Below are 24,676 nucleotides of genomic sequence, written 5' to 3'. Positions count from 1 at the left end.
ACGGCTGATTCTTTAATTAGTTTGATCATATTGATTTACTTCGAATAAATCAATTAATTCCATTTTAGGGTGTTTATCCTTGAACCAGCGTAGAGCAAATTCATTTCTGAATAAAACAATATAATTATCTTCTCGATCTCTAACTAGGATGTTTCGTTCATCAAAAAGTGATTCGTCAACTTGATCAACCTTTAGCCACCTGGGAATACGCTCTCCAATTGACTCTAACTCTACTTCCACATTATATTCATTTTGCATTCTATATTTGAAGACATCATATTGCAATTCACCTACTGCCCCTAGAATATAGGATTCAGTACGATGTCTCTTAAATAATTGAATAGCGCCTTCTTGCACAAGCTGTTCAAGACCTTTTTTAAATTGCTTTGCTTTCATTACGTTTTTAGCTGTTACTTTTTTAAACAATTCTGGAGGGAATTGAGGCAGCTCATCATATTCAAAGTGCTTTTTTCCTTCAATTAACGTGTCACCAATTCGGTAGGCATTCGGATCGTATATCCCTATAATGTCACCAGCATATGCTTCTTCAATTGTACCTCTTGAGGATGCAACAAATTGCTGCGACTGCGCCAGTTTAATCGGCTTATTGGTTCTTGCCAAATTAACACTCATTCCGCGTTCAAATTTACCTGAGCATACTCGTAAAAATGCTATCCTGTCACGGTGGGCGGGATTCATATTTGCTTGTATCTTAAAGACAAATCCTGAGAAATTCGGGTTATCAGGCTGGATGACTCCTTCTGTAGATTTCCTTGGTTTCGGTGCGGGCGCCATGGATATGAATGTATCGAAAAAAGTTTCCACACCAAATGGTGCCAGGGCACTTCCAAAGAATACAGGTGTTTGTTTTCCAGATAAAACAGTCTCTAATGAAAAATTATCTCCTGCTTCATCCAATAATTCAAGCTCATCTTCTGTTGCTTTAAATGTGGAATTAGACACTAGTTCCTGATGTTCAGGTTTATCCAAATCCTCATATGGTATATAGATTTCTTCCTCGTTACCGTTATATTGGACAAATTGATTTTTATGGCGGTCAAAAACTCCTAGAAAACGCTTGCCCATTCCTACAGGCCAGTTCATTGGGTAGGTCTCAATATCTAATACTTCCTCAATTTCTTCTAATAGATCAAATGGTTCTCTTCCTTCACGATCCAGCTTATTGATAAAGGTAAAAATCGGAATTCCACGCATACGACATACTTTAAATAATTTTTTTGTTTGTGCTTCAATCCCTTTTGTTGCATCAATTATCATAACTACACTGTCTACTGCAGTAAGCGTCCGGTACGTATCCTCACTAAAATCTTCGTGTCCAGGGGTGTCTAAAATATTAACCTGATAGCCACCATAGGGAAAATTCATTACACTTGATGTTACCGAAATGCCACGTTGTTTTTCTATTTCCATCCAGTCTGAGGTTGCAAATTTACCAGATTTTTTTGCTTTGACAGTTCCCGCTGAGCGAATTAAATTTCCAAACAAAAGTAACCTTTCCGTTAAAGTTGTTTTCCCGGCATCGGGGTGAGATATAATAGCAAACGTTTTTCGTTTGTTAACTTCATCATATAAACTCATAACAAAATCCCTTTCATTTAAAATTGTCCAATTGTAATTATTATAGTTGTAATCGGGGATTTTTGATTTACATCGGAATAATTCTCCTTTAAATTCTTTCATTTATTGATTATACCATCAAAAGATAGCATGATTACAGCTTTAAAGTCAATGAACACAAAGGTTATTAAGAATAGATATTTTCCGGTGATGACTTGGAATATATTATTAATCTTAGTGATGCGAAGATGTTAATCGTGAGATCGCGCTAAGTATTTGATTATTTTCCGGTGGAGAAAATAATTCTTCCACTGAGGTAGAAGGTGTATATATAAAAATTCGGCTGTTATGGAGACTGCTGTTATCTCAATACCTGATGAAACATGGGGGGAGGTCCCTAAAGCAATTGTAGTGCTGTATTCAAATTCGAATGTGACTGATAAGGAAATTATAAACTATTGCAGGTCTAATATGGCTCATTTTAAAGCACCCAAAGTGGTTGAATTCGTGGAAGCATTATCGAAAACAGCAACAGAGAAATTGCAGAAATACCGCTTAAGGGAAATGTACTGGGAGGGGGCGAAGAAGGTGAATTAGTAAACGTGAGAGGGAGCGCATGTCACTTCATGGTATAAAATGTAATAGTTTTTTTGAAAAATGCCAGGCATCAACGGATGCCTAGCATTATTTTTGTTTTAAAGCTTTACTACGCTGGAGACAAGGTTTGAACATTAGAGGAGGGAAAACTTGCTGACATAATTGTCGTCAAAGGAAATCCGTTAGAGGATATCTATTCACTTGCTGATAATGATAAAGTGCAGGTTGTCTTGAAAAGATGGTAAAGTAGAGAAAAGTATACAGGTTTAAATAATTACTTTTGCATAATGAGCTGGATACTAATCCATGCTTATTTTTGCAGGTAAGAAAGTATTATTACTTTCTTACTGCATAATGCAACAAAGGCTTGCACTCCAAAGCAAAATACGTTTTCATAAGAATCCCTTTAATGAATGCTAAGTTTTCTAACACTTTTTAAAGGAGCTGATACAATGGATACGAATAACTATTTATCGTTAAATGAAAAGCTGCTGAAACAATATAACGTTGAACATAATTATGACGGTGTTCTAGGGGAGCGATTAGCCTATCGATTAAATGAACTGTCACAGATTGGTCTAACGGACGATAATGGATCAGATCGTCCTGGTTTTTCAAAAGAAGAGAAACAGGCTAAAAAATTGGTTTCAAGCTGGATGCAGGAAGCAGGTCTGGATGTACGAGAGGATGGGGCAGGGAATATATTTGGACGACTTGATGGAAAAAATAATGGACTCCCTGCAATTTTATGTGGTTCACATCTTGATAGCGTACCGAATGGTGGGCATTTTGATGGACCGCTTGGAGTATTATCGGCGTTGCAAGTGGTTGAAGCTTGGAATAAAACTGGTTTTAAGCCTGAAAAACCGTTTGAAGTAGTTATTTTTTCGGATGAAGAAGGATCACGTTTTAATGGAGGACTAAATGGTAGTGAAGCATTAATCGGAAGTGCTGATCTACAGAAAAAATTAGAGCTCGTTGATCAAGATGGATTAAGCTTTGAAGAAGTGCTTAACAATGTTGGATTAACAATTGAAGGTTATTCTACGGCTAATCGAAATTTAGATGAGATTGAAATGTTTGTCGAAGTACATATCGAGCAGGGGAAGAGGCTTGAAAACAGGGAGTTACCATGTGGAATTGTCACTGGTATTGCAGGTCCGTGCTGGCTGGAATTAACGTTTACAGGAGAAGCAGGACATGCTGGGAATACACCTATGAACGACCGAAAAGATGCATTGGTAGCAGCAAGTGATTTTATATTTGAAGTAAATAAGCTGCCAGGCCAAATAAGTGATTCAGCAGTAGCAACGGTTGGAAAGCAATTAGTTGAGCCAAATGTCGTGAATGTAATTCCTGGAAAAGTTATTTTATATGTTGATGTCCGGGATATTTTTCTGGAAACAAGGGATCAGTTGGTAGATGAAGTATTGGCTGTATCAAAGAAAATATCCCAAAAACATCAAATTACTGTCGAGCATGAAGAGAAGTTGCGTGTAGAACCAGTTCCAATCGAGGAACAAACACAGAACATTCTTGAACAATCATTCCATGAACAAGGAATTGAGCCATATAAATTACCAAGTGGCGCAGGACATGACGCAATGATTATTGGCGACAAACTTCCCGTCGCAATGCTGTTTGTACAAAGTAAAGATGGTATAAGCCACAACCCTGCAGAGTGGTCTGATTTAAACAATTGCGTACAAACCGTTCATGTATTGAAAAATTTTATAGAAAAACTCCAATAAGTAGCCTATAGATTTTTAATGAAAAGCTCCAATTGACAATCTTGGTTTATCTATTTTGAATTTAAAAATTAAAGAATTAGTTTAAAATAAAGTTTTTTGATTACAATATGTAGAGACTAGAATTGTTGATTTAACTTTAAAGGAGCTTCGATATGGAAAACATTCATGTAATTATTGAGCGACAAGAAGGTCCGAATTCAAAGCCGTATGATGAAGAGTTTATGGTGCCATATAGCCCTAATATGAATATAATTTCGGTCTTAATGTATATTCGGCAAAACCCAGTTAATAAAGATGGGGAAAACACGATTCCAGTACAGTGGGAAATGAGTTGCTTGGAAGAAGTTTGTGGTATATGTTCAATGCTTATAAATGATGTTCCTCGTCAGGCTTGTTCTACCTTGGTCGATAAAATAGAACATCCAATACACTTAAAACCGATGAGTACATTTCCGGTTGTTAGAGATTTGATCATCGATAGAGAAGATATGTTTGATTCGCTTAAAAGAGTAAAAGCATGGATACCCATTGATGGTACATATGATATCGGTCCTGGTCCACGGATGAATGAAAAAAAGCGTGTAATGGCCTATGAGCTTTCAAAATGTTTTACGTGTGGTGTCTGTTTAGAGGCGTGCCCGAATGTAAACGATAAGAGTGAATTTATGGGACCATTTGTTTTTCCTCAAGTTCGACTGAAAAATGCTCATCCTACCGGAGAAATGGATAAAGATGAGCGTATTGAAGGTTTTATCGAGGATGGCGGACTACAAGGCTGCGGAAACTCCCAAAATTGTGTTCAAGTATGTCCTAAGGGTATTCCGATAACCACTTCAATTGGCGCAGTCAACAGGGAAGCTACAATTCAGTCATTCAAAAGCTTCTTCGGTGCAGATTGATTGGAATCTTCAAGAGGATGAACATAGGAAAACCTGTATCTAGAGTGATACAGGTTTTTAATACCATTAATTTAGTTTCGATTGTTGCGGTTGTTTCTGTTATTTCTGTTGTTATTATTGTTGTTGTTATCTAAATCCTCAACAAACTCATTCTCATTAGCAAACTCAACATTGTCAGCATTCTGGTTCCGGTTGTTATTGTTGTTGCGCTTATTGCGACTTTTGTCTCCGTTATCCATAACTAACCTCCTATTTTTAGACTTAAGGTAAAAAGTTACTTCTTGTTGCCGAAGTATAATTTCACCGCAAACCTTATTTTATCCATTTCACTTAAATTAATCCTATTTTTTGGGCAATATAAATATAAAGCTTTTCATGATAATCGTGATATTTTAGATGAATTGACAAACACTAATAAATACAAATTAGGAAAGGTGGTTTTTATTCTATGGATCATTTTAAAGCGTTAGGACTTAAATTTGTCGCTATTTCTATTACAGTTTTCTCGATATTCGGGATATTCTATGATGCCACCCTGTATAATCTGTTTTGGATAAGCTTACTGGTAACAGGGATATCATATTTAATAGGAGATTTATTTATCCTAAGAAAATTCGGCAATGTTACGGCATCCATTGCAGATTTTCCGCTAGCATTTCTGTCATTATGGATCCTGGGAAGTTTGTTTCTAGCAGAAGGAATTCCCATTGTAACTCTTTCTATAATGGTAGCCTTCTTCATCACCTGTTGCGAACCTTTTATACACGGATTTATACAAAATCGTTTTACTGATGGAGATGAACGTGAGGATTCACGACCGTTAAATCAATTACAAACCGAGTTTTCTGAGGAGACGAATGAATATACGATTAAAAGTGAAGAAGATAATGAAAAATAAATTTCATTTCAAACAATGGACATTACAGTTTCCTTCCCAATTTTTAATAGGAAGTACAGGGTAGTAGTTAATGAAGCTCTTACAAATGCAAATGGAAGGGAATATGGCAGAACAGTACTATGCATTGCCAATTAACTATAATACAATGGAATATTTTACTTTAGGCCCAATGACTAGGGCCGATTACATACATTAGTTTTATTATTTGTTAGATAATATCGTCTTTTTTATCGATATAAAGGGTGCCATCTGACTGAACTTCTGCATAAAAGATTTGCGAGAGGTAATTTACGTCAGCATTATTTATTTGTTCTTCCAGCCAATTTCTATCAAGGTTCAATTTAGCCAAGTTTTTAGTATTAACAACACCGTCAGAAATAATTTCTGTTGCTATAGGATAGGGGTTTGGTGTCATGCTTAAAACATTCATATCACCCTTTGTTGCTGGCAGTTTTATCTCTTTTTTCATTACCGATAGTATTCCGCTTGTTTCAAAAATGGCATAGGAAACATCAGACATAGAAAACACATTCTTTTGTCTTAGCAATGCTTTAAGTGCTTCAATATCTAATCTGGTTTTACGAAGTGAATTTTCCATAATTTTACCATCTTTAATAACTATACGGGATTTCCGGTAGTTACTTTGCTTGCGCTTTTCGATTTAATATCAATAAACCAAAAAGGATATATAAAGTCCATCAAACCAATGCCGAAAATGCTGTTCGGTATACTTGGATTTTGACTTGTAGCAAGACTTTTGGCAATGTTACCAATTACAATTGCAGATACAAAATTAACAAATGTTAATATAATTTGTAATAGTAATTTAGGCATATCCCCATATTGTTTACCTGTTCTCAATATAAATATTATTTGCTTTTAGCCATTGGTATTTGATCCAAGAAACCAAATTCTATCATCAAATTAAGTGTGTCTTCGCCATACAACGATACCTCTGCTAATAGACGTGAAAATTCAACACCGATATCTTTTCTCATAATCAAACTTAGCGTTGCACCATACCGAGATACAGTTGATGATATAAAAATCGAAATTTTATATAGCATTAAACGTTCTGAAAAAGGAGAAACTGTACTATCTGTGATTTCACTTTCCCACGTAGGAAGGTTTGGCAGTTCGTCTGCAGTCATTAGTGATTGAAAAATGTCCATGTGTTTCTCTGTAATTTCCTGCAAAGGATTGTTTTTGTACTTTTTCGATACTTCCAGGGACAGGCAGGTGAATTTTTGGCTCGAATAGCCCTTTTTTCTCCATTAGCATGACAAGCTGATTTATTAAGTTTACTAACTTATTTATAACAGTTAGGTAGTAATTGCGTACATCTGAGCGTGTTGCCTCTGACAATGCAATCGTATAAACCGGACCAGCATCTTCTGACAAAATATATTTCACAAATAGAATAACGTTGTCATTATATAGTGCTGGTGCCTTATAAATTAAATCTTCACTTGAAAAGCCTTGAGGCAAAGGATGACCGGACTGATCTAATAAACTCTTCGCTCCACGTACTTGAAAGGAATCAAGGTCAAGGGCATTTTCGAGCCACTCGACTACTTCTGGGTCCTTTGCTGTACCAATAAAGTATCTTGTCACCCCCACAGCCATTGTATTACCGAGATAGGAGTTTTCCCCAGGTGTTAAAACGTTTGTATTCTCCAACAATGTTCCCTCCTATATAGTCATTATGATTAATTTCCCCGCTCATTGATAAATTATTCGAATATGCTAATTCGCTAGATGTTTAAGAAATTTCCTGTTTAGAAACAGCAGAATTAATAGGAAGGGATATATTATGGCAGAATACCAAAGTCGCCATTCATTGTGATAAAAAATATTTACAAACAAAAGTGCAACTTCATATGATAACGCAAATATTGTTGCAATAAGAATATATAATGTTTTAGAGAGGATTCCATGGACTAAAGGGTATAAATTTACAATTATTATATTTACTGCAGGGTAAATACCAAAGGTGAAAATCAAGGTCTTAGAATCGACCCCCTTATCAAAATAGCCATACAAATTATATTTAAGATCAAGGAAAATATCTATGAGAAGATGAAGGACAATAGAAATTAAAATTGTGCCATAAATTTCTATCAATGAAATATTTTTTGGTACTAATATAGCTGCCAGGTTAAAGACGGCCACAGACACAAGTAAAAATATCATTTTGCCACATCCCTTTGTTTTCGTTATTGACTTTGATAGTTGTTATCCAGGACAGCGACACCAAAAGCTAAGTGTTCCCAAAGTAATTTTTCAATTATTTCCACTTGATTTTTATTACAATGAATGATTAGAATAAGTTCAGTTGATTTGTTATTCATTTTTATTCGGTGATTTTGTTTCAGCTTCTGGATAATAAGTTTAATTACAAATCCTAAAACAAAACCTCCTACTGCTCCAAAAATCCCCCATATAATCGGCCCCAATTCCAAATGGAATCCAACGCTCGCCCCAATTACAGCAAAAGCAGTTGCAAAGGCGGTTGCCATATCAAATAAGCTTAATCCGTCCGATTTATGAAGGGTATCAAACAATTTCATTTTTTCCTTTCTGCTGTCGAGGGGGACTGCCAGAATATTCGCCTTAGGGATATCCTCTTTTTCCAAATAAGCAAGCGCTAACTCCAAATAGACTGAATGATCGAAAGTGGCCATTATATACATTTCTTCACTTGCTCCTTTTTATAAGGTTTAAGGGTAAATTAAAATGCTTATTCTGGTATTTCTTTTTTAGGTAAGTTCTCTGTTCACTATCAAATAATTTATTATTTTCTACAGTATTTACGTAGGCATCATAGATAGAGAAAAAATAAACAGAGGGTAAAAACATTAACCACTGAGGATTCAGTATCTCCTTAGCATAATTAATATCTCCTGAAACTAAAAGATCTACACTTTCAAGAACACGTGAAAAATAAACAATGATAATCGTCCAGGTTACAAGGAAAAAAGCTACAACAATTCGGTGGATGTAAACCTGACCAGTTCCTGGCATGAAAAAAGACCACATCACAGCCACCCAGGGTTTTCGTTTATCCAAATAGTTAATCTCCATGGAGGTGATTTTAAAATTTATAAAGTTTGCATTTTCATGCTCAGCAAGTAAATAAACTTTATTTAAATCAATCGATGTCCGGTAACTATCCCATATCCCGTAAATATAGACAGGTATATATAAAAGTATCCATCTGGGTTCCAGAACCTCTTTTGCCATATCAAATTGTCCTCCAAAGGTATATACCATAGATAGATTTAGCTTCGAATTAACGTTAATAACAATTTCCCATATAAATAAGAGAAACCCCCTTAAATATTTGGAAAGTAGAAGATGTCCTAATCCGGGGAAAGCCGCTGACCACCAAGCAATCACATATGGGTTCCTTAAATGGATTTGAGTGGTACCTAATTGGCTTACATATGCTTTATATCGTCTGGCCCTATTTGTGTTTTGGTAATTTTGCAAAATATCCCCTCATTTCCACCACATTAAACGTTATTGTTAACAACTTGTCAGGTTTATATTTATTGTTTTAGTTGAATAGAAATAACGTCTTGAGTAAAACTATCTTTGTAAATAAAATCAAAGGAGTGTATTATTATGGGTATTTTGTCAGGTAATCCAAAGAAACAGCCACTTCACTATGGAGAGGTATTTAGCATGTGGTCATATTTGGTAGTAGCAAAAGGGAATTACGCTGCTTTTCAAACTTATATTAATCACACGGGTGACAAGGATTTAAGACAATTGCTAGAAGAATTAATTCAAGGTATAAAAAAAGAATCTGAAGATATAGAGGAAATTTTGAAAACGAATGGCATCCCGATTCCTCCTTCACCTCCAGAACGCTCTTTAGCTGACCTGGAAGACATTCCTTCAGGTGCAAAGTTTAATGATCAGGAAATAAGCGCAATGGTATCAGCAAGCCTTGCTGCTGGCCTAGTATCCTGCAGTACAATTATGGGCCAATGTACTCGTGAAGATGTTGCAATGCTATTTGGGCAGTACCACATGAACAAAAGTCAAGCGAGTGCAAAGGCACTTCGTCTAAATAAAGAAAAAGGCTGGTTAATGACACCGCCGCTTCATACTGATATACCTAGTCAGCAATAAATAGAGGCAATGGAGGTGCTAAAGTGTCAAAGAAACAGAATAAAGTAAATCCAGAAGAAAGCCGTCGGGTAGCTGAAAAGAATTATGAGCCATCTGATTACAAAGGCAACACGCAAATTGAAAAAGGCTTGGCCGAAACACATGAACAAGCTTCAGATGATTATTTTGAAGGAACACTTGACCAAAAACGTGAATAGAGATTTTATTAATAGTAAAGGAGAATATTTCTATGCAATTAGCATCACATAAGTTACATGATCTAAATAGAATGTTCAAATCTAAATTTACACACGTTTCTAGACAATGCGTTCCTAAACAGTAATCGTCGCGCTTATGAAATATGGCAATACATGACCTAAAAGGGTTTCTACTCATTAGTGGCTGCACCACAAAAGGTAATCCAAACGATAGCTGATATATATTAGCCAGTACAACAGTAAGAGGATTGTAGTCACTTTTCATTTAATTGAAAAGTGACTTTTTATTGTTTCACATCCATTATTCTGAAATAAATTCCATTTAGTATGCCACCTTTTATGCTCGGCAAACGATAGTAGTAATGAACCTTTCTTATTATTACTATCGATTCTCATCTGGTTTAGGTGGCATGGAAATAGTAAAATTGTCTTTTAAAAAGTTCTTCAAGTAATTTTTATTGCTCTATAATTTTAGCAGTTGATATGAACTGCGACACAATGTGGTAATATACTTGAGTGCTATGATACCGCTACGGAAATACACTACGCTTTCCGCGGGCGGCTGGTGAGCCTCACTAAATGATATTAATTGAATCTATGTCGCAGCTTTTCTCTTTTTTGTAATAGAAACAACCTGTTAATTAAAATAAAGAACTAACTGCTTATTGTCTTGTTGCTTCACTCCTATGGTGTTAATATAAATAAAGATTATTACTTAACTTCGAATGATGCGGGGGTGACTGGAAAAGTTTCTAGCATTATTATTACAAGCATATTGTATGTTTTACATACTGGCTATTAATATATTCTAGCGATGTTCTCTCTTTTAATTGTAATCTCGATTATGATATGGGAAGAGGAATGAAAGCTTTTATAAAAGCTGGAGTAAAGCTCAAGAAAGTGTTTTTAACTAAAATAGATACATAGAAAGGGTGGTCACAATGAGGAGAGCTACACCAAAGACGGTCATGCACAGCTATCCTGGTATGGTCGCACTAGTTACGGTAACCCATAATGGAAAAAGTAATATAATGGCTGCTGGATGGCATTCCTATATTTCCTTTGACCCACCGATGTATGGGGTGGCAATTGGGAGAGAACGTTATACATTTGATCTGATTAATGATGCTGGAGAATTTGCAATTAATTTCGTTCCATATGAAAAAGCTGCGTTCATTCAAGAAACAGGGGTATTTACTGGGGAGAATGTAGACAAATTTGACTATGCGAAAATATCATATGATAGCGGAATGACTATCAATGCACCAATTCTTCATGATGCATATGTTGCCTATGAGTGTAAGACAGTTGATATTAATACGTACGGTGATCATGATTGGTTTGTCGGCGATATTACCCAATGTTATCGTGACGATGATTTATTTTTGGAGAATGGACTCCCGGATTTCAGTAAACTTGAAATTCCGCTTTACTTAGGGCGTTCGCAGTATGCGAGGCTAGATCATAAGAGTACTGTTAATACATATACAATAGATAATTAGAATTTCGAATTGGAAGGGGGGAGATTAAATGGAAACATTCGGGCGCGGGTGTTTGTACATAATTATTGGGATTGTAGTACTGTTCTTTCTAGCAATGCTTACACAAAGTCATATTAACATTCCAATATTCCTGGTAATTCCATTAGTTATACTAGCTTTTTGGGTAGCAAGCAGAAAGTCCAATTAAGATTAGAATTCAATAGTTTATTAGGTTAAGCTTAAGTCTCTCGTAAGGGTTTAAGCTTTTCTAAACAGCTATATGTTAAACTGAAACTACTATTAACATGTGCAAGTTGAGGTGAACACTGTGAAAAGAAAACCAATATATGTTGAATTACCCATTGAATCAGAAATGGATAAGTTATGGAATGCAACACAAACTCCTGATCTCCATGAACAGTGGGATCTTCGTTTTTCCTCAATTACCTATCTCCCTAAAAAGGAAAACAAGCCACAGGAATTTACATATAAGACAATTATTGGTCCTGGTCTATCAGTTGAAGGATGGGGAAAAAGTGCTGGCAGTTTTCATGCGAAAGATGGGTCGAGAACATCTTCTTTACATTTTGGAACGGACCAGGTAAGCTCCATTATTCATGAAGGAAGAGGGTATTGGAAGTATATCCCTCAATCAGATTCCTCCATTACATTTTTAACACAATATAATTATAAACCCGGTCTTGGCAGGATTGGTAAATTGATTGATCAATTTATGTTTCGACCACTTATAGGGTGGGGGACTGCGCTTAGTTTTGATGTATTGAAACGATGGCTGGAGCAAGGGGATTCACCATCATCGCAGTATGTGAGGTTTTTTAGTAATTGGATTATTACGCTCCTATTTTCATTCATCTGGCTGTATCATGGGCTTGTTCCAAAAATAATTGGATTGCATCCAGCTGAGATAGGTATGGTCCAAAGTGCTGTACCTATTTCGTATATTCAAGCATCCTGGATTGTTCTAATCGCTGGAATTATCGAAGTAGTATTCGGGTTAGTCTGGCTGGTTTATTCGAAAAAAAGACAATTGTTTCGGTTACAGATTATTATTTATCCCCTGTTAACAGTGGGAGCAATTATCGCACAGCCAAGCAGTGCTGTGGATCCGTTTAATCCGTTAACATTTAACTTAGCATTATTCATTTTGTCTGTAGTGGGGTTTATGTCCAGTAAAAATGTTCCTACTGCAAAAAATTGTAAGCGGAAAAGATAGGGAGATTAAGATGTCCATTTATAAACGTGTTATGGGGAAAGATTTTTATCGGCTTCACCCCATGCTGCAAAAAAGATATGAGATCCAAAGGGGAATGTCCTTTACAGGAACAGGAATGATGGAAAGTATAAAAGGTGGACCGAAATGGCTGTTTCCCTTATTTTGGACAGGTGTGAAGTTTAAGTTACTGTTTCCGGAACATGGGGAGAATATCCCCTTTAAGATTGTAAATACTCCAGAAACTGGCAGGAACGGTGAGGAGCAGATCCGCTGGGAGCGGACATTTTATTTTGGAACGAAGAAAAGGTATTTTAATGCGCTGATGAGTTTAGACTCCGAACGGAATATTATAAAGGACTATCTCGGTGAACCGCACCTATTTTATTCAGACTTATCGCTTGATGTAACCGCAGAGAGAGCCCTGAAAATCACATCGAAGCGGCAGCGCTTGGTACTCGGTCGGCTGGAAATACCATTGCCAACGTTGTTTCAGGGTTTGGCGACAGTTACGGAGAAGTATGTGGAGGAGAAAGATGCATACTCGATACATGTAATAGTTAGAAATCCGTTGATTGGTACATTGTTTTCGTATGAAGGAGAGTTTACTGCCGATGACATTTCGTAACATTGGATTATGTAACATATTAATAGTACTCGTTATTGCTATAATTGGTCCACATCCATGGTATTTTATGATGTTGACGGTAGCTCAATTAATTTACCTTCCGCTAACACTTCATCTGGTAATGGAAAGTGATAATGGGTATATTCCAAGATATCTTCCTTATCTAGCAATACCAGCATTTGCTGCTGTTATTTTTTTGCAAATTACAAATGATACTGCGTGGGATACGATATTTGCGGTAATTTATTTTCTTTTTACATTGTTCATTGCTGGTTATGGATTCAGTCGATTTTTACATAGAGGTTTTATTCATTTGGAGGAATTTCTAATTGATATCGGCCTTATTTATATAGCAATCGGCGGGGGCTGGTTTGTTGCTTATGAAGCCAACATAGATACTGGGTTCTCCCCAATGATGACATGGCTGACAGGTATTCATTTTCACTATTCAGCGTTTTTGTTGCCTGTCTTTACTGGACTGCTTGGCAGGTTATACAAATCAGCATTGTATAGGTTAGCAGGCATAATTGTTATTGTTTCACCAATTATTGTAGCGTTAGGTATTACTTTTTCCACTTCTTTAGAACTGCTATCGGTAATTATTTATATTATTGGTATTTATGGTTTAGTCTACATATCTTTTAAAGCGTCTATTAACTGGCTGAATCGAGCGTCTTATGCTGCGTTAGGTGTGGCGATTATCTTTTCATTAGTATACGCATTTGGTAATGTTACTGGACTGTATACCGTAACAATTAATTTTATGCTTTTATTTCATGGGGTAACTAACTCCATATTGTTTGCAGCAGCAGGGATTATAGGCTGGTATGCCCAGCTTCCTTTTACCAGGATGCAAAGGTTGAGCTTTCCGGTCAGTCGAATAAGAGGGAAGGGGGTCATTGGTGAAGCAATTTTAGCTGACAGAACAGATCATAAGACCTATAAGGGATTAGTAGATGACATGAGCGTGTATGAAGGTGATATAAATACGGATACATTATCACCAGATATCATAGATTTTTATGAAAACACAAATCGATACCGGTTAATTGCTGAAGTGAAATGGCGAGCATGGTTTAAGCCCTTTGCAGCGGTATATCGTTTGATTAGCAGATATGTTAGGCAGGTTAACTTACCATTCTCCAGTAAAAAGGTCGAAATGAGTGGGAATATATTTTCGGTTAAAGATGATGCTGATGGACGAAATGAAGTAAGGGCATGGGTTCGAAAAATAAATAAGGAGACCACTTTTGTAGCATTGTATTCTTCACATGAGGAACTAGGGCGGTCTTATATGAATATAGCCTTACCTTTACCGTACGCTTCAATGGTTGGTGTACTTGAACTTACTCAATATGAGGAGGCACTTCAACTTTCAAGTACAAATAAGGATAATAATTCAGGAATATATTTAACCTTTGGCAAGTATTTATTTCGTTTACCTATTGAAGAACAATTCTATGTTAAGGAGGTAGAGACAGGAATTCTACGAGCACAGCACAATATGTGGATTTTTTCATTGCCTTTTTTAAAAATTAATTATGATATTTATCATCAGGATCTGGTAAAGCACCAATAAGTGCAATTAAGGCACTCGACGTTAAGGATGGTGTATACCCAGTCTTCTAATAATATGATTAATATGTGTTAACAATTTGATCAGTTATACAGAAACACTTTTAGGTTTTTACTCTCATCAATAGTTGCTAAAAGTACGTTGTTTAATGTTACGTTATGAATTGTTGTCAGTTCCTTAATCAGCCATTCCTCATCTTTTCCAGACTTTTTCAGTACTTCATAATCGACTTTACGCTCTTTAACAAGAGTATGAGGAAAATGGAATGGTTTTAGAGGTGGCGTCAGATTCGAATGTGTAAGTGGCTGGTATTGAGGATATAGAAATATAGATATAAATCCACCATGTTCCCACAATGCGAGTGCTACTTTTTGAATATCCTCTGTTTTTTCCTTTCGCAGTTCGGATAAAAGTACGTCTACTGATATCCGTGCCTTCTTCAGGTTTTTATACTTAATTTTTCCGTATTCAATCAGAGGTATTGGGGGAGTATTGAATATCTTTCGTATAGGAGGCCATTTTAAACTCAAAAACACTCCAGATATATATAACGCTACTACAACACTCATTGTTATCATTGATCCCTTAAGTCCTAGTCCTTCGTCTGATAGAGGATGAGCAATAATGTTTCCTATTAGTAATGCAACGACAAAATCGAGAAATCTCAATTGTGAAATCGATCGCTGACCCATGATTTTTGCTATGACAATTAAAAATATAAATCCAACTATAGCTCTTAACGCCCATTGTACTGCGGTAAGTGATTCTTGGCCACTGAAAAAATCCATTACGCTCACACCTTTAACACATTACTAACATAATTAGGATGGCTGTTTTAATCAAAATTATTTATAATTCTTTAGCAGTTTATGAAAGTATTAATCCTTCCTTACCGCATAAGTGTAACTAAGGTTTTCAACATTTAGGCTTGGTAATAAAAGCCAAGTAAGTTTTAAATTGGAGTTCTCACTTGCGCAAATATACTTATGTATTTAATTAACGAATTTTTATTGAAGTCTGCACTAGGTAATATTAACTGAAATTATAATGTCACTTACAATATTTATTTCTAACTACCTTTTTCTATTAAAATATCTAATTATTCTTAGGAAAAATGTTATTCTCAAACCGTTATTCCGAAGAAGTTTTTAGTTTTTATAGAATAGTACATTCCTAAATACAGGAAAGTGTAGGTCAAAAGTTTCCGTTATTCGACAATTTTTGACCCTTATTTCCCAAACCTTTTATAAAGGGTTTCATCTCCTTTTTTCAGAATATATATATAAATCTAAAAAAGGAGGAATAGTAATGAGAATAAAGTTTTTTAGTGGGTTGTTTATTGCGATGCTGCTGGCATTTCCAACATTAGGAAATGCGGAATTGTCTTATCAGAGTAATAAAAGTAATTTAGAAAAAGTGTCATCCATGGAGCAATCAGATGAAATTGGTTCACATGTAAAAGGAGAGGTGATCGTCAAGTTTAAGACTGGTGTAACAGAAAAGGAGCAGAAAAGGTCATTAAAAGGGATGAAGGCGGAAGTGAAACCTGATGAAGATGCCGTTAAATCACCATTTAAAGTCCTGGAAGTCAGAAATGTTGAGGCTGTGGTCAAAGCACTTAACAAAAATCCCAATGTCGAATACGCAGAACCAAATTACAAAATGAGTGCTACCTGGGATCCAAATGACACATACGCAAATCCTAGTTACCAATACGGAATATTTAATACGTATACTAACGATTCATGGGATGTTATCAGGGGAAATAGTGGGCAGGAAGTTGCTATTTTAGATACTGGTGTAGATTATCGTCACGAAGATTTAAATAGCAAAACAATTTTAGGGTATGATTTTGTTCAAAATGATTATAAACCAATGGATAGAAACGGCCATGGTACACATGTAGCTGGTACAGCAGCAGCAGAAACTAATAATGGAATTGGAATTGCTGGTATGGCACCAAATACGTCGATTCTTGCTGTTAGAGTATTAGATGCTAGAGGAAGTGGATCATTGGCAGATATTGCGGATGGAATTATCTATGCTGCTGATTATGGGGCGGAAGTTATCAATCTATCACTCGGCTGTGATTGCGATACGCAAACATTGGAAAATGCAGTTAATTACGCATGGAATAATGGTGCACTGATTGTAGCTGCTGCTGGAAATGATGGTGTTTCGACTACTTTCGAGCCTGCTTCCTATGAAAATGTTATTGCTGTTGGGGCTGTAGATAGTAATAATCAAATTGCTAATTTTTCAAATTATGGTGAATGGGTGGATGTGATGGCACCTGGTGTCGATATCGCATCAACTTATTTGCGTGATGATTATGTTTATATGTCAGGTACTTCGATGGCTTCACCACATGTAGCTGGACTTGCTGGTTTATTGGCAGGTCAGGGAAGAGATAATGACCAGATCCGTGCTGCTATTGAGAATACAGCTGATAACATCAATGGTGCTGGCTATTATTTTGAAGACGGATTAATTAATTCTTACGACGCAGTTAATTATTAGTAGAATAGAAGGAAGTGGAAGCATCGCTCAATTATGCGGTGCTTTTTTTTGGCAGTTAAGAAATTATAAATCCTTTATACTGTATAAGCCCAATAAAAGCTTTCACCATAAAGCTTGGTGATAAGCCGTGTTTTCTAAAAATAATGTAATGTGTATATAATTTCAGAGTCAAGTACATCATTGGGAATAGGCTATTCCCGGGTCAGTTATCGTAAATTTCTTTAAATATAAGGGGCAGAATAAAGGATTCTTTTACATAAAAACAGAAATCATTATTAGGGCAGAAATGAGGTGATAGGAATGACGGTGAAAAATTATAGCTTTGGTATGCTTTTCCTATTCTTATTAGTCTTCATCATAGGGTCTGCTGCAACAGATAAAAAAAATGAACCAGCAAATACAACAGAGGAGGATAATACGATGGCAGAACAGATAGAGAGCTTTATAAAAAGTGAACCGAATTTGAAAGGAGCACTTACTGGAATAAGTATCCGTTCAGCAAAAAATGGGGAGAAAATTTATGATCATATGGGTGATGTCCGTTTGCGACCCGCATCAAACATGAAACTTTTGACAGCTGCATCGGCACTCTCCGTGTTGGGTGAGAATCATACCTTTTCAACTGAGTTGGTTAAGAGTGGATCGATTAATGGTGGTACATTGTCTGGGGATCTTTTTTTAAAGGGAAAAGGTGACCCAACATTATTGCCTGCTGACTTTGATAATTTCGCGAAAAAAATAAGAGAAAGTGGTATCAATGTGATAAAGGGGGATATTGTAGGAGATGATACGTGGTATGATGATGTTCGACTGTCCCCAGATCTGATTTGGAGTGATGAGCATTGGTATTATGGTGCACAAATTTCTGCTTTAACTGCTTCACCAGATAAAGACTACGACGCAGGTACAGTTATTGTTGAGGTGAGTCCCGGTAGTAAAGGGGAAAAACCAGAAATAACTGTTTCACCTGAGACTAACTATATAGAAGTGAAGAATACGGCTTTAACCAGTGAACCAAGCGTGGAAGAGGACTTGACGCTTAAGCGTGTACATGGCGAGAATACCATAACAATTGAGGGGACGATTCCAGCTGAATCTACTACTATTAAAGAGTGGATGACTGTATGGGAACCAACTGGGTATGCGATGGAATTGTTTCAGCTATCACTTCAGAAACAGGGGATAACCTGGGAGGGTAAAGTAAAAACTGGGTCGGCTCCGGATAACGCAGAGGTTCTTTATTCCTATGAATCAATGCCACTTTCTGAGATGCTTGTACCGTTTATGAAGTTAAGTAATAATACGATTGCGGAAATATTGGTCAAAGAAATGGGGAAGGTTGTACACGGTGAAGGAAGTTGGGAGAAAGGGCTGGAAGTGGTTGAAACGGAATTGGCAAAAATGGGAATTAATATTGATACCCTCATGATTCGTGATGGTTCTGGGATATCACATGCTACTTTAATTCCTCCAAATGAGATTTCAAAGTTACTTTATACAGTCCAGAATCAAAGTTGGTTCGATTCATATCTTCATTCATTGCCTATTGCTGGTAAGGGTGACAGGATGACTGTAGGAACATTGCGAAGCCGGATGGAGGATAAAAATATCCAGGCGAAAACCGGAACAATATATGGTGTCAGTACGTTATCAGGGATGGTGGAGAGCGAAAGCGGAGAAAGTCTTATTTTTTCAATTATGCTTAATAACTTGTTGGATGAGGAGGATGGTCCGGAAATTGAGGATAAAATTGTGGAAATTATAGCAAACCAATAATGATGAAGGGAGTCTCCGTTTTATATTGGAGGCTCCCTTATTATTTCTGACATTATTGAGGTTTGTTTTGCTGTGCTTGCTGTGCCTGATTTGCTTGCTGACGAGCCTGCTGCAACTGCTGTTGTGCTTGCTGAGCTTGTGGATCTTGCTGACCAGCAGCACCAGCTTGGGATTGAGCATTTTGAAGACCTTGCTCAGCTTGCTGTAGTTGTTGCTGAGCTTGTTGAAGTTGTTGTGGATCAGCACTAGCAGAAGCTTGCTGTACCGCCTGTTGTGCTTGTTGAGCCTGTTGTACTGCTTGTTGTAATTGTTGCTGCTGTGGATTTTGTTGTGCCATAAATTAAAACCTCCATTAATTTTATTGAGCTTTTTTGTGCTCCGTAAGTATTGTTTAGCAAGTTTCAATAGATTATGTATTTTTTTCAAAAATTTTGTGTGAAAGCTAATTCTGTTTATAAATTACTTACATAAATGTTAACTAAAACAAATGCATAAGAAACCACTTTATTTTTCATACTACCTTGTAGCACTGTTTGAAGAGGATGTTCCTATGAAAAAGAAAGCATCTAAAAGGAAGAAGCAACGAGACTTCGAAAATACATTAGCTGAATTGGTAAAAAAAGATGATTTTATTGATTATCAATTTGAACACAATGACAGTTCTATTTGTCTTGGGTATTTAAAGTCGGCAATTGACACAGAAAAGTTAGAAAAGTACATACTTCCACAAATACAGCAAAATGACTATATTGATTTAAATGAAGTTATTAATGATATTCCTATTACTAAGTCACAATTAATAGATGACCCTAATAAACTACATGAAAAGCTTATTCAAGGCTATGTATTCATTTATATGGAGAATGTGAATCCACAGTATTTACTAGTACCTATTCCACTTATCAAAACACGTCAAGTTGATATCCCAGAAGTAGAATTCAGTGTTGTGGGACCAAAAGAGGCTTTTGTTGAAAATATTGATACAAATTTAAATCTAGTTCGAAAACGGATTGCTGTTCCTGAATTAAACATAGAAAAGATGAAGGTTGGTACAGTAACAAAAACGAAGGTTGCAGTTGTATCTATCGAAGGTATAGCTGACAAAGAAAATGTTAGAACTGTTATTCAGCGGATTAAAGATGTTCAGATGGACCAGGTTATAGATAGTTCTTATATCCAACAGGCGATTACTGATAACCAGAATTCGCCATTCCCTCAATTACTTGATACAGAAAGACCAGACAGAATTGCGGCGGTATTGACGGAAGGGAAAGTGGCTATCTTTGTAGATGGTTCACCACATGTCTTAATCGGCCCAACAACGCTGGTAGAGTTCTTCTCAGCTTTTGAGGATTATTTTCTAAATTGGACGCTTGCATCGGCTTTTCGTCTAATTCGATTATTTGCGGTATTTTTCTCTATTTTAATTACGCCTTTATATGTTGCGGTTCTTACCCATCATTTTGAATTAATACCTAAAACATTGCTGGGAACGTTAGTTAGTTCAAGAACCCAAGTCCCATTTCCTCCAATATTGGAGGCTATCATTCTCGAGTTGACAATTGAATTATTACGTGAGGCTGGGGCAAGGTTGCCTAGTAAAATTGGGCAGACAATTGGTATCGTTGGAGGAATTGTAATTGGAACAGCGTCAGTGGAAGCGGGTCTGACAAGTAATGTTTTGCTGATCATTGTTGCATTGGCAGCATTGGGTTCTTTCACAACTCCTGTCTATCAAATGGGTAACACGATTCGCCTTATCCGATTTCCGTTACTGGTTTTTGCACATATTTACGGGATTCTTGGAGTGGGTATTTGTATTGCATATATTATGGTTCATTTGCTAAAGCTAACATCGTTAGGAAGACCGTTTTTAGAACCAATATTTCCATTTCGATTGACCGATCTAAAAGATGCTTTTATCCGCTTACCTTTTGATAAACAAAATAAGCGTCCTTTTGCAGTAAGACCTGAAAAAGTTTTACGATCTACAAAACAAGACTATGATAAGTAGAGGGGTATGCGATGGTTAAGGTAAAAAATCAAGTGCCGGCACTTATGGTGTTCTTTTTGATATCTGCTGCACAATTAGGTGTTGGGGTCCTTGGTTTTCAAAGTGTTATCAATAAGTATGCTGGTCATGATGCTTGGATATCGGTGATTGTGGCTGGGCTTGGATTTAATATTATCATTTGGATTATGTATAGAATTCTGCAAAATAATGATGGTGCAGAAATCGTTTCCATTCACAAGTTCACATATGGTAAATGGCTTGGGGGTATTCTTTCTTTTATATTTTCTATGTATTTAATATTGACTTCGGTAGTTGTATTGCGAACATATATTGAAATTATTCAGGTTTGGATGTTCCCATATGTGAAAGTGTGGGCGTTGTTATTACTGCTTATACCACTGATTTATTATATTATATCAGGGGAGTTTAGAATTATCGTTGGTGTATGTTTTTTTGGTGTTCTCTATCCTTTCTTTTTGATTTTCACCTTATTCTATCCATTAAAGTATTCTAATCTAACAAATATATTACCAATTCTTGATCACTCCTTTACTGAAATACTGCAGTCTTCATCATTGGCCATTTTCAGTTTCATGGGGGTTAGCACTTTACTCGTTTTTTATCCTTTTATACGTGAGTCCAGAAAATCACAAAAGTTTGCTCATATCGGAAATATATATACGACTTTCTTATATGTATTTATTTGCCTGGTTTCGTACATATATTACAATCAAAGTGAACTGCAATATATTTTATGGGCTACATTAGGTCTATGGAAAATTATTGAGATGCCTTTTCTTGCTCGTTTTGAATACGTTGGTATTGCAACACTGTTTTTTAGCATCCTGCCCAATGTTGCATTATATTTGTGGGCAAGTACTAGATCGCTACACAATTTATTTGGTATTTCCCATAAAAAAATAGCAGTATTTCTACTTGTTATCGTTTATATTGCCTGCATTATTACCGGGGGAAGGGAATTTATATCCTTTATCAATAACATGACAGGTAAAATAGGAGGCATACTTTTATTTGGTTACATTCCAATATTATTTTTGATTAACTTAATTCGCAGAAAGGTGAAGAGAAATGCCTCTTAAATATATTATTTTCTTTACATTTATAGCAGTCAGTATATTTGCGAATTTTGATATGCCCAAGAAGATTATTGATCAAATTCGGATGGCCACGGTTGCAGGATATGATTATGTAGATAAAGAGACCATTCAAGGGACAGTCATATCACCAATGTTTTTACAGAAAAACCAATTAATGGATTCGGTGTATACGGATACATCCTCTATGGTTTATGAAAACAGATTGAAACTGAATGCACAAGCTTCTGAACAGCTTTATAATGGGAAATTGGAAATCGCCTTTTTTAACAAGGAGTTGGCAGAGAACGGACTTAGAGAAACACTTGATTATCTTTTGAGAGACCCTACCATAGGTTCACGTTTATACTTAGGAATAGTGGAGGAATCGGCATATGAACTATTGAACTCTATTGATAGTAGTAAGGGAGCGGGGTTTTATTTATCCGATTTATTCGAACACAATGTTCAACATGGAAACCTACCCGAAACGAATTTAAAAATGTTCTCCTCCGGGCTAGAAAGTAAGACCAGGGATCCATTTTTACCGATGTTAAGTAAGGAAAAAGGATTTCCCAGCATAGAATCTATCGCTTTCTTTAATGATGATACACTTGTTGACAGTATACCAATTGAGGATGCAAATATCTTTAAAATGCTTTATCAAAATTTTAATGACGGACTGTATAATTTAGTCACTGAGAATTACAAGGCATCAATTCAAAATGTTGATTCAACGAGGGATTTCCATGTTAGAGATGAAAAAGGCAGTATAAAAGTTACGATAGATGTTAAATTATCGGGGGTTGTAAGGGAATACACAAAGGGGAACTTAACCAAACGTATTCCCTCTTTTGAAAAAGATTTAGAAAAAGATTTTAAAAAGAAAGCAAATGAACTAATAAAACAATTTCAGGAGTTAAATATTGACCCACTTGGAATTGAAGAACATGTAAGAAGCAGCATTCGAACATACGATAAAAAACAGTTTAAAGCAGAATATCAGACACTTCCTATTGATTTGAAAATAAAATTTAAAGTTACGGAGTCTGGTACAAGAAAGTAATAACGCACATACATTATTGCAATTAGGACATCTTAATGCTTAGTTAAATTTATTTAGCAGAGGTGGACTATCTATGCGAGCAGTAACATATCAAGGAAAGTATTCAATAAGTGTCGAGAAAGTTGCTTTTCCAAAAATTCAGGATCCAGAAGATGTGATTCTAAAAGTCACATCAACAGCTATTTGTGGATCAGACCTACATTTATATCAGGGGAATTTCCCGCTACCTATAGGTTATGTTATTGGGCATGAGCCGATGGGAATTGTTGAAGAAGTTGGCAAAGATGTAACAAAGGTCAAAAAAGGTGACCGTGTAGTAATTCCTTTCACCGTTGCGTGCGGTAGCTGTCCATATTGCGAGAATCATCAGGAATCCCAATGTGATAATGCGAATCCTCATTATGATTCAGGCGGTTATTTTGGATATTCAGAGAAATTCGGCGATTATCCAGGAGGACAGGCGGAATACCTCCGTGTACCATTCGGTAACTATACACCTTACTTAATTCCAGAAGACTGTGAATTGGATGATGACTCGCTGTTATTTTTATCCGATGTTTTACCAACTGCGTACTGGAGTGTGGAGAATGCTGGGGTTAAACGAGGAGATACAGTTGTGGTATTGGGTTGTGGTCCGATCGGATTAATGGCTCAAAAGTTTGCATGGCAAAAAGGGGCATCACGTGTAATTGCAGTTGATCATATCCCATTTCGCCTCCAGCATTCAAAAAAAATAAATCGAACTGAAACATATAATTTTGCTGAATATGATGATATGGGTGAAGAATTGAAAGAGGTAACTCACGGTGGAGCAGATGTTGTTATCGATTGTGTCGGAATGGACGGCAAAAAGTCGCCCCTTGAATTTGTTGAACAAAAGCTTAAACTGCAGGGCGGCACACTTGGACCAATCCAAATAGCAACAAAAGCAGTAAAGAAATGTGGAATCGTTCAGCTCACAGGTGTTTATGGCGGGCTGTATAATATGTTTCCACTGGGTCCGTTTTTTACAAGGAATATTACACTTAAGACAGGTCAGGCACATGCCAGGTCTTATATGGATAAACTATATCATCAGATTGTTCGGGGGGAAATCGATCCTAAAGAGATCATAACGCACCATATGATGCTTGATGATGCTTCAGATGGGTATAAAATGTTTAACGGGAAAGAAGATGACTGCATTAAGGTCGTACTGCGGCCATGATATGTGAGGACTTTTCCGGGATC

The 24,676-nt window shown here is 36.4% G+C and carries 27 protein-coding genes and 1 pseudogene; 17 read left to right on the top strand and 11 right to left on the bottom strand.

Going from position 1 to position 24,676, the window contains the following annotated elements; genetic code table 11:
* Positions 1 to 12 precede the first annotated feature (12 nt).
* Positions 13 to 1,599, bottom strand: coding sequence for a peptide chain release factor 3 (locus BMY13_RS13815; protein WP_092505253.1), 1,587 nt, complete (start codon positions 1,597 to 1,599; stop codon positions 13 to 15).
* A gap of 327 nt (positions 1,600 to 1,926) precedes the next feature.
* On the opposite strand from BMY13_RS13815, the gene BMY13_RS13810 reads away from it, so the two are divergent.
* The 3 genes from BMY13_RS13810 to sdhB all read left to right on the top strand — a co-directional run bounded on the left by BMY13_RS13810 (position 1,927) and on the right by sdhB (position 4,825).
* A complete protein-coding gene (locus BMY13_RS13810; protein ID WP_139184824.1) occupies positions 1,927 to 2,175 on the top strand; it encodes an AMP-binding enzyme in 249 nt (82 codons plus the stop codon).
* A gap of 452 nt (positions 2,176 to 2,627) precedes the next feature.
* Positions 2,628 to 3,926 carry a Zn-dependent hydrolase gene (locus BMY13_RS13805; RefSeq protein WP_092505251.1) on the top strand — a complete coding sequence of 433 codons (1,299 nt, stop codon included), beginning with the start codon at positions 2,628 to 2,630 and terminating at the stop codon, positions 3,924 to 3,926.
* 152 nt (positions 3,927 to 4,078) lie between these two features.
* Positions 4,079 to 4,825, top strand: a complete 747-nt coding sequence (gene sdhB / locus BMY13_RS13800; RefSeq protein ID WP_092493205.1) for a succinate dehydrogenase iron-sulfur subunit — start codon at positions 4,079 to 4,081, stop codon at positions 4,823 to 4,825.
* A gap of 71 nt (positions 4,826 to 4,896) precedes the next feature.
* On the opposite strand, the gene BMY13_RS19540 is transcribed toward sdhB, so the two are convergent.
* On the bottom strand, positions 4,897 to 5,064 hold the full coding sequence (locus tag BMY13_RS19540) for a hypothetical protein (protein WP_175476809.1): 168 nt from the start codon (positions 5,062 to 5,064) through the stop codon (positions 4,897 to 4,899).
* Positions 5,065 to 5,273: 209 nt separating this feature from the next.
* On the opposite strand from BMY13_RS19540, the gene BMY13_RS13795 reads away from it, so the two are divergent.
* On the top strand, positions 5,274 to 5,723 hold the full coding sequence (locus BMY13_RS13795) for a YndM family protein (RefSeq protein WP_092493204.1): 450 nt from the start codon (positions 5,274 to 5,276) through the stop codon (positions 5,721 to 5,723).
* 208 nt (positions 5,724 to 5,931) lie between these two features.
* On the opposite strand, the gene BMY13_RS19780 is transcribed toward BMY13_RS13795, so the two are convergent.
* The 7 genes from BMY13_RS19780 to BMY13_RS13765 form a co-directional block, all read right to left on the bottom strand.
* The gene (locus BMY13_RS19780; protein WP_245736109.1) at positions 5,932 to 6,321 is read right to left on the bottom strand and encodes a YetF domain-containing protein; all 390 of its coding nucleotides are present in this window, start codon (positions 6,319 to 6,321) and stop codon (positions 5,932 to 5,934) included.
* A gap of 20 nt (positions 6,322 to 6,341) precedes the next feature.
* Positions 6,342 to 6,557: a hypothetical protein gene (locus BMY13_RS19775; protein ID WP_245736108.1), complete on the bottom strand. Its 216-nt coding sequence runs from the start codon at positions 6,555 to 6,557 to the stop codon at positions 6,342 to 6,344.
* Between the two features lie 35 nt (positions 6,558 to 6,592).
* Positions 6,593 to 6,874, bottom strand: coding sequence for a DUF3231 family protein (locus tag BMY13_RS13785; RefSeq protein WP_245736112.1), 282 nt, complete (start codon positions 6,872 to 6,874; stop codon positions 6,593 to 6,595).
* On the bottom strand, positions 6,831 to 7,403 hold the full coding sequence (locus BMY13_RS13780; protein WP_092505247.1) for a DUF3231 family protein: 573 nt from the start codon (positions 7,401 to 7,403) through the stop codon (positions 6,831 to 6,833). Before BMY13_RS13780 ends, BMY13_RS13785 begins: the two co-directional genes overlap by 44 nt.
* Before the next feature lie 66 nt (positions 7,404 to 7,469).
* The gene (locus tag BMY13_RS19955; RefSeq protein WP_092493199.1) at positions 7,470 to 7,916 is read right to left on the bottom strand and encodes a CBO0543 family protein; all 447 of its coding nucleotides are present in this window, start codon (positions 7,914 to 7,916) and stop codon (positions 7,470 to 7,472) included.
* 23 nt (positions 7,917 to 7,939) lie between these two features.
* The gene (locus BMY13_RS13770; RefSeq protein ID WP_092505245.1) at positions 7,940 to 8,416 is read right to left on the bottom strand and encodes a hypothetical protein; all 477 of its coding nucleotides are present in this window, start codon (positions 8,414 to 8,416) and stop codon (positions 7,940 to 7,942) included.
* 4 nt (positions 8,417 to 8,420) lie between these two features.
* A complete protein-coding gene (locus tag BMY13_RS13765) occupies positions 8,421 to 8,966 on the bottom strand; it encodes a hypothetical protein (RefSeq protein ID WP_342729136.1) in 546 nt (181 codons plus the stop codon).
* Positions 8,967 to 9,350: 384 nt separating this feature from the next.
* Between BMY13_RS13765 and BMY13_RS13760 the strand changes: the two genes are divergently transcribed.
* The 7 genes and pseudogenes from BMY13_RS13760 (at position 9,351) to BMY13_RS13735 (ending at position 14,979) form a co-directional block, all read left to right on the top strand.
* The gene (locus BMY13_RS13760) at positions 9,351 to 9,863 is read left to right on the top strand and encodes a DUF3231 family protein (protein ID WP_092493196.1); all 513 of its coding nucleotides are present in this window, start codon (positions 9,351 to 9,353) and stop codon (positions 9,861 to 9,863) included.
* Between the two features lie 26 nt (positions 9,864 to 9,889).
* Positions 9,890 to 10,060 (top strand): annotated as a pseudogene (locus BMY13_RS13755) (DUF4025 domain-containing protein); the annotation flags it as partial.
* A gap of 941 nt (positions 10,061 to 11,001) precedes the next feature.
* Positions 11,002 to 11,562 (top strand): flavin reductase family protein, encoded by a 561-nt coding sequence (locus tag BMY13_RS13750; protein ID WP_092505241.1) that lies wholly within the window; start codon positions 11,002 to 11,004, stop codon positions 11,560 to 11,562.
* 28 nt (positions 11,563 to 11,590) lie between these two features.
* Entirely contained in the window at positions 11,591 to 11,749 is a 159-nt protein-coding gene (locus BMY13_RS19535; protein WP_175476808.1) for a hypothetical protein, read from the top strand.
* A 120-nt stretch (positions 11,750 to 11,869) separates the two neighbouring features.
* Positions 11,870 to 12,775, top strand: coding sequence for a DoxX-like family protein (locus BMY13_RS13745; protein ID WP_092505239.1), 906 nt, complete (start codon positions 11,870 to 11,872; stop codon positions 12,773 to 12,775).
* Positions 12,776 to 12,785: 10 nt separating this feature from the next.
* Positions 12,786 to 13,400, top strand: coding sequence for a DUF4166 domain-containing protein (locus tag BMY13_RS13740; RefSeq protein ID WP_245736107.1), 615 nt, complete (start codon positions 12,786 to 12,788; stop codon positions 13,398 to 13,400).
* Positions 13,387 to 14,979 (top strand): YndJ family protein, encoded by a 1,593-nt coding sequence (locus tag BMY13_RS13735; protein WP_175476807.1) that lies wholly within the window; start codon positions 13,387 to 13,389, stop codon positions 14,977 to 14,979. The genes BMY13_RS13740 and BMY13_RS13735 overlap by 14 nt, the downstream gene beginning before the upstream one ends.
* A gap of 80 nt (positions 14,980 to 15,059) precedes the next feature.
* Here the strand turns inward: BMY13_RS13735 and BMY13_RS13730 are convergent, their stop codons facing one another.
* On the bottom strand, positions 15,060 to 15,764 hold the full coding sequence (locus BMY13_RS13730; protein WP_092493191.1) for a DUF421 domain-containing protein: 705 nt from the start codon (positions 15,762 to 15,764) through the stop codon (positions 15,060 to 15,062).
* 520 nt (positions 15,765 to 16,284) lie between these two features.
* Between BMY13_RS13730 and BMY13_RS13725 the strand changes: the two genes are divergently transcribed.
* Positions 16,285 to 17,496, top strand: coding sequence for a S8 family peptidase (locus BMY13_RS13725; protein WP_092505235.1), 1,212 nt, complete (start codon positions 16,285 to 16,287; stop codon positions 17,494 to 17,496).
* Between the two features lie 300 nt (positions 17,497 to 17,796).
* Positions 17,797 to 19,272, top strand: coding sequence for a D-alanyl-D-alanine carboxypeptidase/D-alanyl-D-alanine endopeptidase (dacB, locus tag BMY13_RS13720; protein WP_092505233.1), 1,476 nt, complete (start codon positions 17,797 to 17,799; stop codon positions 19,270 to 19,272).
* Positions 19,273 to 19,324: 52 nt separating this feature from the next.
* Here the strand turns inward: dacB and BMY13_RS13715 are convergent, their stop codons facing one another.
* On the bottom strand, positions 19,325 to 19,609 hold the full coding sequence (locus BMY13_RS13715) for a hypothetical protein (RefSeq protein ID WP_092493187.1): 285 nt from the start codon (positions 19,607 to 19,609) through the stop codon (positions 19,325 to 19,327).
* A 213-nt stretch (positions 19,610 to 19,822) separates the two neighbouring features.
* Between BMY13_RS13715 and BMY13_RS13710 the strand changes: the two genes are divergently transcribed.
* From BMY13_RS13710 to BMY13_RS13695, 4 genes are all read left to right on the top strand, one after another.
* Positions 19,823 to 21,286, top strand: a complete 1,464-nt coding sequence (locus BMY13_RS13710) for a spore germination protein (protein WP_092505231.1) — start codon at positions 19,823 to 19,825, stop codon at positions 21,284 to 21,286.
* A gap of 11 nt (positions 21,287 to 21,297) precedes the next feature.
* Positions 21,298 to 22,386 (top strand): GerAB/ArcD/ProY family transporter, encoded by a 1,089-nt coding sequence (locus tag BMY13_RS13705; protein ID WP_092505229.1) that lies wholly within the window; start codon positions 21,298 to 21,300, stop codon positions 22,384 to 22,386.
* Positions 22,376 to 23,446: a Ger(x)C family spore germination protein gene (locus BMY13_RS13700; protein ID WP_092505227.1), complete on the top strand. Its 1,071-nt coding sequence runs from the start codon at positions 22,376 to 22,378 to the stop codon at positions 23,444 to 23,446. The genes BMY13_RS13705 and BMY13_RS13700 overlap by 11 nt, the downstream gene beginning before the upstream one ends.
* 73 nt (positions 23,447 to 23,519) lie before the next feature.
* On the top strand, positions 23,520 to 24,653 hold the full coding sequence (locus tag BMY13_RS13695; protein ID WP_092493180.1) for a zinc-dependent alcohol dehydrogenase: 1,134 nt from the start codon (positions 23,520 to 23,522) through the stop codon (positions 24,651 to 24,653).
* Positions 24,654 to 24,676 lie beyond the last annotated feature (23 nt).

It is taken from the genome of Virgibacillus subterraneus, assembly GCF_900110695.1.
In the GTDB taxonomy this organism is placed as follows: Bacteria; Bacillota; Bacilli; order Bacillales; family Amphibacillaceae; genus Lentibacillus; species Lentibacillus subterraneus.
This window is presented reverse-complemented; position numbering and strand designations above follow the sequence as displayed.

Bases quoted from the DNA above. Each gene is read 5' to 3' on its own strand.
- BMY13_RS13795 (WP_092493204.1), top strand. From the start codon at position 5,274: ATGGATCATTTTAAAGCGTTAGGACTTAAATTTGTCGCTATTTCTATT.
- BMY13_RS13695 (WP_092493180.1), top strand. From the start codon at position 23,520: ATGCGAGCAGTAACATATCAAGGAAAGTATTCAATAAGTGTCGAGAAA.
- sdhB (WP_092493205.1), top strand. From the start codon at position 4,079: ATGGAAAACATTCATGTAATTATTGAGCGACAAGAAGGTCCGAATTCA.
- BMY13_RS19955 (WP_092493199.1), bottom strand. From the start codon at position 7,916: ATGATATTTTTACTTGTGTCTGTGGCCGTCTTTAACCTGGCAGCTATA.
- BMY13_RS13810 (WP_139184824.1), top strand. From the start codon at position 1,927: ATGGAGACTGCTGTTATCTCAATACCTGATGAAACATGGGGGGAGGTC.
- BMY13_RS19780 (WP_245736109.1), bottom strand. From the start codon at position 6,321: ATGGAAAATTCACTTCGTAAAACCAGATTAGATATTGAAGCACTTAAA.
- BMY13_RS19535 (WP_175476808.1), top strand. From the start codon at position 11,591: ATGGAAACATTCGGGCGCGGGTGTTTGTACATAATTATTGGGATTGTA.
- BMY13_RS13760 (WP_092493196.1), top strand. From the start codon at position 9,351: ATGGGTATTTTGTCAGGTAATCCAAAGAAACAGCCACTTCACTATGGA.
- BMY13_RS19775 (WP_245736108.1), bottom strand. From the start codon at position 6,557: ATGCCTAAATTACTATTACAAATTATATTAACATTTGTTAATTTTGTA.
- BMY13_RS13715 (WP_092493187.1), bottom strand. From the start codon at position 19,609: ATGGCACAACAAAATCCACAGCAGCAACAATTACAACAAGCAGTACAA.
- BMY13_RS13705 (WP_092505229.1), top strand. From the start codon at position 21,298: ATGGTTAAGGTAAAAAATCAAGTGCCGGCACTTATGGTGTTCTTTTTG.
- BMY13_RS13725 (WP_092505235.1), top strand. From the start codon at position 16,285: ATGAGAATAAAGTTTTTTAGTGGGTTGTTTATTGCGATGCTGCTGGCA.
- dacB (WP_092505233.1), top strand. From the start codon at position 17,797: ATGACGGTGAAAAATTATAGCTTTGGTATGCTTTTCCTATTCTTATTA.
- BMY13_RS13700 (WP_092505227.1), top strand. From the start codon at position 22,376: ATGCCTCTTAAATATATTATTTTCTTTACATTTATAGCAGTCAGTATA.
- BMY13_RS13765 (WP_342729136.1), bottom strand. From the start codon at position 8,966: ATGGCAAAAGAGGTTCTGGAACCCAGATGGATACTTTTATATATACCT.
- BMY13_RS19540 (WP_175476809.1), bottom strand. From the start codon at position 5,064: ATGGATAACGGAGACAAAAGTCGCAATAAGCGCAACAACAATAACAAC.
- BMY13_RS13770 (WP_092505245.1), bottom strand. From the start codon at position 8,416: ATGTATATAATGGCCACTTTCGATCATTCAGTCTATTTGGAGTTAGCG.
- BMY13_RS13735 (WP_175476807.1), top strand. From the start codon at position 13,387: ATGACATTTCGTAACATTGGATTATGTAACATATTAATAGTACTCGTT.
- BMY13_RS13710 (WP_092505231.1), top strand. From the start codon at position 19,823: ATGAAAAAGAAAGCATCTAAAAGGAAGAAGCAACGAGACTTCGAAAAT.
- BMY13_RS13785 (WP_245736112.1), bottom strand. From the start codon at position 6,874: ATGACTGCAGACGAACTGCCAAACCTTCCTACGTGGGAAAGTGAAATC.
- BMY13_RS13730 (WP_092493191.1), bottom strand. From the start codon at position 15,764: ATGGATTTTTTCAGTGGCCAAGAATCACTTACCGCAGTACAATGGGCG.
- BMY13_RS13815 (WP_092505253.1), bottom strand. From the start codon at position 1,599: ATGAGTTTATATGATGAAGTTAACAAACGAAAAACGTTTGCTATTATA.
- BMY13_RS13805 (WP_092505251.1), top strand. From the start codon at position 2,628: ATGGATACGAATAACTATTTATCGTTAAATGAAAAGCTGCTGAAACAA.
- BMY13_RS13750 (WP_092505241.1), top strand. From the start codon at position 11,002: ATGAGGAGAGCTACACCAAAGACGGTCATGCACAGCTATCCTGGTATG.
- BMY13_RS13740 (WP_245736107.1), top strand. From the start codon at position 12,786: ATGTCCATTTATAAACGTGTTATGGGGAAAGATTTTTATCGGCTTCAC.